9 protein-coding genes and 1 pseudogene are annotated in these 5,404 nt (G+C 62.9%); 9 read left to right on the top strand and 1 reads right to left on the bottom strand.

From position 1 onward, the window contains the following. Positions 1-321: pseudogene (locus tag ACT4OC_RS08795) on the bottom strand (hypothetical protein); the annotation flags it as partial. 236 nt (positions 322-557) lie between these two features. Between ACT4OC_RS08795 and ACT4OC_RS08790 the strand changes: the two are divergent. The 9 genes from ACT4OC_RS08790 to ACT4OC_RS08750 all read left to right on the top strand — a co-directional run. Next, the gene (locus tag ACT4OC_RS08790) at positions 558-1,157 is read left to right on the top strand and encodes a superoxide dismutase (RefSeq protein ID WP_444838586.1); all 600 of its coding nucleotides are present in this window, start codon (positions 558-560) and stop codon (positions 1,155-1,157) included. A 187-nt stretch (positions 1,158-1,344) separates the two neighbouring features. Further along, entirely contained in the window at positions 1,345-1,935 is a 591-nt protein-coding gene (locus tag ACT4OC_RS08785; RefSeq protein ID WP_444838585.1) for a permease, read from the top strand. Further along, positions 1,932-2,432: a hypothetical protein gene (locus tag ACT4OC_RS08780; protein WP_444838584.1), complete on the top strand. Its 501-nt coding sequence runs from the start codon at positions 1,932-1,934 to the stop codon at positions 2,430-2,432. The genes ACT4OC_RS08785 and ACT4OC_RS08780 overlap by 4 nt, the downstream gene beginning before the upstream one ends. Positions 2,433-2,553: 121 nt before the next feature. Then, entirely contained in the window at positions 2,554-2,850 is a 297-nt protein-coding gene (locus ACT4OC_RS08775; protein ID WP_444838583.1) for a nucleotidyltransferase family protein, read from the top strand. Next, on the top strand, positions 2,840-3,193 hold the full coding sequence (locus tag ACT4OC_RS08770; RefSeq protein ID WP_444838582.1) for a HepT-like ribonuclease domain-containing protein: 354 nt from the start codon (positions 2,840-2,842) through the stop codon (positions 3,191-3,193). Before ACT4OC_RS08775 ends, ACT4OC_RS08770 begins: the two co-directional genes overlap by 11 nt. A 118-nt stretch (positions 3,194-3,311) precedes the next feature. After that, complete coding sequence (locus ACT4OC_RS08765; protein WP_444838581.1) at positions 3,312-3,635, top strand: hypothetical protein; 324 nt, start codon at positions 3,312-3,314, stop codon at positions 3,633-3,635. Between the two features lie 48 nt (positions 3,636-3,683). Further along, positions 3,684-3,887, top strand: a complete 204-nt coding sequence (locus tag ACT4OC_RS08760; protein ID WP_444838580.1) for a hypothetical protein — start codon at positions 3,684-3,686, stop codon at positions 3,885-3,887. A gap of 2 nt (positions 3,888-3,889) precedes the next feature. Beyond that, positions 3,890-4,648: a metal ABC transporter ATP-binding protein gene (locus tag ACT4OC_RS08755; protein ID WP_444838579.1), complete on the top strand. Its 759-nt coding sequence runs from the start codon at positions 3,890-3,892 to the stop codon at positions 4,646-4,648. Position 4,649: 1 nt separating this feature from the next. After that, the coding region (locus ACT4OC_RS08750) for a metal ABC transporter permease (RefSeq protein ID WP_444838578.1) at positions 4,650-5,404 on the top strand (755 nt) is incomplete at its 3' end.

The raw sequence follows: 5,404 nt of genomic DNA, 5'->3' as shown, positions 1-5,404 counted from the left end.
TTCCGCGCGCGGATCGCGGGCAAACTCGCGGCCTTGCGGCGCCGGCATCGGATGTTCGTCATGCGCGGGAGCCGGGAGCTGGCGGCCCATCGCGGCCTGGGCCCGGGAGAGCATTTCGATGCGCTGGGCCAGTTCCTGCACCGAGCGCAACATCAAAGACATGCCGATAAGGATCAGTCCACCGACAAAACTGATGGTGCCGCTCTGAATCAGCGTGCTGCCCAGTCCCAGGCCCAAAGCCCAGGACGGAGCTCCGGCCGCAATGCCGCCAAGCCCCGCAAGAGCCAGCACGACACCAAGCACAATCAACAACTGCGGCATCAGAAACGCTACTCCACAAACCGCTACGAATTTATATGACGGTTATATAATGCTACCAAACGCCGCCAACGCAAAGCCACAAATCGAGGTCGTTGATAACTGTTCAGCACACGATGCAACCGTGCAACGAACGCTTGGGGAACGAAGCCGTTCGTCTGCGTGTTTGAATTTTGCAGGATTGCCTTTTCCGGTCCATATAGAGCCCATAATCCGCTCTCCCTGTAGGAGAAATTCCAATGTCATTCAGCCTTCCCGAACTGCCCTATTCGCATGATGCGCTCGCTCCGTATATGTCCCGTGAGACGCTTGAGTACCATCACGACAAGCACCATCTGGCTTACGTCAACAACGGCAATAACCTCCTGAAGGGCTCGGGCCTCGAGGGAAAAAGCCTCGAGGAAATCGTGAAGGGCTCTTTCGGAAAGAACGCCGGCCTCTTCAACAATGCCGGCCAGCACTACAACCATCTGCATTTCTGGAGCTGGATGAAGCCGAACGGCGGCGGCACCAAGCTGCCGGGCCGGCTCGAAAAGAAGATCAACGAAGACCTCGGCGGCTTCGAGAAGTTCAAGACCGATTTCATCGCCGCCGGCGTCGGCCAGTTCGGCTCGGGCTGGTGCTGGCTGTCGGTCAAGGGTGGCAAGCTGGAAATCTCCAAGACGCCGAACGGCGAGAGCCCGCTGGTGCATGGCGGCGCCACCCCGATCCTCGGCTGCGACGTCTGGGAGCACTCCTACTACATCGACTATCGCAACCGCCGTCCGGATTATCTGAAGGCGTTCGTCGAGAACCTCGTGAACTGGGACTATGTAGATCAGCTGTTCTCCAAGGCCTGATCCTTCGGCGCAGTGAAAAAGAAGGGCGGCAGCGCCGAGCTGCCGCCCTTTGCTTTTCGTAAGGCAGCGTGCCACTTGCGCATGGGCATCTCGACAACGCGCATGGGTCGCGCCGCCGTTCCGTTTGCCGAACCAGGCGGCGCAGACTAAGCAGGACGGGACTCTTCACCCCCCTGACCCGATTCAATTGGCAGACTCCCCCAAAGAACCGGCCGACGAATCGACCGAGACTGCGGCGCCGCGCAAGCAGCGCAAGCCGATCGGCTGGTCGATCATCTTCATCGCCGTTCTGGTCGCGCTCAGTGTCGTATTGGTCTGGCGCCGCGACGGCATGCACGGCGTCACGGAAATCCTCTTCAGCGATCTCGAGCTGTTCGGCGGCATCCTGCCGCGGGTGCTCGCCGGCTGCCTGCTCGGTGCTTTCATCGCGGAAATCCTGCCGCACGAGAAGGTCTCGCGCTCGCTCGGGCCGGAGTCTGGCTTGAAGGGCCTTGTGATCGGCACCGCGTTCGGCGCCATCCTTCCCGGCGGGCCGTTCACTGCCTATCCGGTCGCCGCCGCGCTGCTCACCGTTGGCGCCGATTTCGGCGCAATCATCGCGATGGTGGTGAGCTGGACGCTGATCGGCTATGGCCGCGTCATCGCCTGGGAATTGCCGATCCTGGGCACCGATTTCACGATCTGGCGTATCGCGCTGTCGGTGCCGATCCCGATCCTCGCCGGGGCGCTCGGCCGCATCGTCTATGGTCGCCTCTATCGGAAGGGCGAAGCGCAATGAGCGCGACGCTCTTCATCGACACCACGCTGTGGGGCTCGGTGGCCGTGCTCGCGTTCATGGTCTGGCGGCGGGGCCGCGCGGTCGCGCTGGCTTCCGCCCGCGAGGGCGCGATGGACTTCATCAACATCGTGCCGCGGATTGCGCTCGGCGTGATCGGCGCCGGCTACATCGCAGCCGTCATTCCGCCCGAGATCATCACTGGCTGGCTCGGCCCCGACAGCGGCTGGCTCGGCGTGCTGGCGGCGACCGTTGCAGGTGCAGCGACGCCGGGAGGGCCGGTGATCGGCTTTTCGATCGCTGCCGTGGCGCTGAAGGTCGGCGGCGGGACACCGCAGGTGATCGCCTATGCGATCTCCTGGGCCCTGTTCGCCTTCCAGCGGCTGGTCCTGTGGGAGATCCCCTTCATGCCGGCCAAATTCGTCTGGTTCCGCGCGGCGGTATCGCTGCCCTTCCCCTTCCTGGCGGCGGCGCTGTCGATGGCGCTCGGCAAGCCATGAGGCTGTGCTCGTCGGATTTATTAAGTCATTGAAAATGTAAGTATTTTGTTCCAATAGGCACAGCCCAGAAGGGCGCCCTGTTTGGACTGCCGGGAAACAACGGCTTCTGGTAGAATGCATCATGGAAAAACAGGATATTCTTGCGAAGCTGCGCGAACACGAAGCCGCTTTGAAAGCCCAAGGCGTGAGCCATGCCGCCCTGTTCGGCTCGCGCGCTCGCGGCGACGCTCGGCACGACAGCGATATAGACATTCTGGTCGAAATCGCGCCGGAAGTTCGGATGGACGTTTTCAGATATATCGGAATCGTTCACTGCATCGAAGATCTGTTTCCGCTGCATGTGGACGTTTCAAACCGGATTGCGCTCAAACCGCATGTGAAGCCGATCGCCGAGCGCGAAGCAATTTATGCGTTCTGAGTCCGTCAAGCTGGCCTTGTACGACATTCGCGACAACGTGTTGCTTGCCAAAGAGTTTGTCGAAGGTCTTACCTGCGAAGGGTTCGGCGAGTCGCGTTTGCACCTCTATGCCGTGACGCGCGCGTTGGAGATCATCTCGGAAGCGAGTCGACGGTTGCCCGATGACCTGCGCGATAGACATCCTGAACTGCCTTGGCGCTCCATCCGGGATGTTGGCAATTTCTACCGGCATCAATACGACAACGTCGCCGCATCCTATGTCTGGGAAACCGTGACGGTTCATCTTCCGCCTCTGCTTGCTGCCGTTGTCGCAGAGATCGAGAGGTTGGAACGCGAGATATGACTGAGCGATCAACCATGCGATAGCGCCGACTCGGCCAGGAGTACGTGCCGACGCGTTCGAAAAGACTCGCGGTCAATCACGATCTCCATCACGCTTGCTTCCGCTCGAGTCGTTCGGCATGACGCATCTGCTCGAGTCGGCGCTGATGCCTGTCCCTCACTCGCTCCGGATCTTCGTTCTCCGACTGTTGCCGCAACTCTTGAAGCCGCTTTTCGTGAACAGCCGCCCCCAGCAAAGGGGTGACGATCTGATAGCGGCCTCGGCGGCGGGCCGCCGCAGGTCATCGCCTATGCGATCTCCCGAGCGCTTTTCGCCTTCCAGCGCCAGATTATTGTGGGAAACCCCGTTCATGCCGGCCAAATTCGTCTGGTTCCCGGCGGCGGTATCGTTGCCCTTCCCCTTCCTGGCGGCGGCGCTGTCGATGGCGGTCGGCAAGCCTTGAGGGTGCCGTCAGGTGGACTTAAGCAATGTTATAATATAACAATCCGGTATGGCGCATACCCATTCCCACGGCTCAGGTCATCACCATGACCACCATCATGGCCACGTCCACCACAGCCACGACCCTGCGACGCCGCATCCGGCACAGGCCGCGCCGTGGTCGATCCTGCGCATGACGGTGGCTACGCGGGTCGCGGCTGCCGTGGCCGTCAGCGCCGGGCTCTGGGGCATCGTCTGGCTGGCGATGAGGTGAGCATGGCCGCGCAAATCACCCTTCGCGACGTCACGCTTGGTTACGACCGGCACCCGGCCGTGCATCACCTCTCCGGCGAAGTCGCCTCCGGCGCGCTGCTCGCCGTGGTCGGCCCGAACGGCGCCGGGAAGTCGACGCTGTTTCGCGGGCTCGCCGGGATATTGAAGCCGCTGGCCGGCGCCATCGACCTCGGCGGGCTGGACATCCGCGACATCGCCTATCTGCCGCAGAGCGTCGACATCGACCGCAGCTTCCCGATCTCGGTGTTCGATTTCGTCGGCACCGGGCTGTGGCGCCAGACCGGCTTCTTCGGCGGCATGGGCCGGCGCGAGCGCGTCCGCATCGCAGCGGCACTCGCCGCGGTCGGGCTCAACGGGTTCGAGAACCGCAACATCGGCACGCTCTCCGGCGGGCAGATGCAGCGCCTGCTGTTCGCACGCGTGCTGCTGCAGGACGCCCGGCTGATCGTGCTCGACGAGCCCTTCAACGCCATCGATACCAGGACGTCCGCCGATTTGCTGCTGCTGGTGAAGCGCTGGCACGAGGAAGGCCGCACAGTGCTGGCCGCGCTGCACGACTTTGACCTCGTTCGCGCCAACTTTCCGGAGTGTCTGCTGCTCGCGCGCGGTCCCGTCGCCTGGGGCCCGACCGCGCAGGTGCTCACAGTGGAGAATCTCGCGGAAGCCCGCCGCATGTGCGAGGCCTTCGACGACAGCGCGGCGGCTTGCGCGGTCGATGCGAGGCCGTCGCAGGCAGCCTGAGATGGTCATCGACACGCTGATTGCGCCCTTCATCGACTTCGAGTTCATGCGCCGCGCGCTCGCGGCCGTGATCGCGCTCTCGCTCGGCGCAGCCCCGATCGGCGTATTCCTGATGCTGCGGCGGATGAGCCTCGTTGGCGACGCCATGGCGCACGCGATCCTGCCGGGAGCGGCCATAGGCTTCCTCGTCTCCGGCCTCAATCTGTTTGCGATGACGATGGGCGGCCTGATCGCCGGCTTTGCGGTCGCGATCCTCGCCGGCCTCGTGGCGCGCAACACCGAGCTGAAGGAAGACGCTTCGCTTGCGACCTTCTATCTGGTGTCGCTGGCGCTCGGCGTAACCATCGTCTCCGTCAAGGGCACCAATATCGACCTTCTGCACGTGCTGTTCGGCAACATTCTCGCAATGGACAACCAGACCCTGCTCGTCATCGCGTTCAACGCCACCGTCACGCTGCTGGTACTCGCGGTGATCTACCGCCCGCTGGTGATCGAATGCGTCGATCCGGTGTTCCTGAGCACGGTCAGCCGCGCCGGCGCGCCCGCGCATCTCGCCTTCCTTGCGCTGGTCGTCGTCAATCTCGTCAACGGCTTTCACGCGCTCGGCACGCTGCTCGGCGTCGGGTTGATGATCCTCCCCGCCGGCATCGCCCGATTCTGGTCGCGCGATATCACCGGCATGATCTGCATCGCGGTTCTGAGCGCGATCGTTTCGGGCTATGTGGGGCTGGTGCTGTCGTTCCAGAGCGGAATTCC

Source organism: Bradyrhizobium sp. (assembly GCF_052389815.1).
Lineage (GTDB): Bacteria > Pseudomonadota > Alphaproteobacteria > Rhizobiales > Xanthobacteraceae > Bradyrhizobium.
This window is presented reverse-complemented; position numbering and strand designations above follow the sequence as displayed.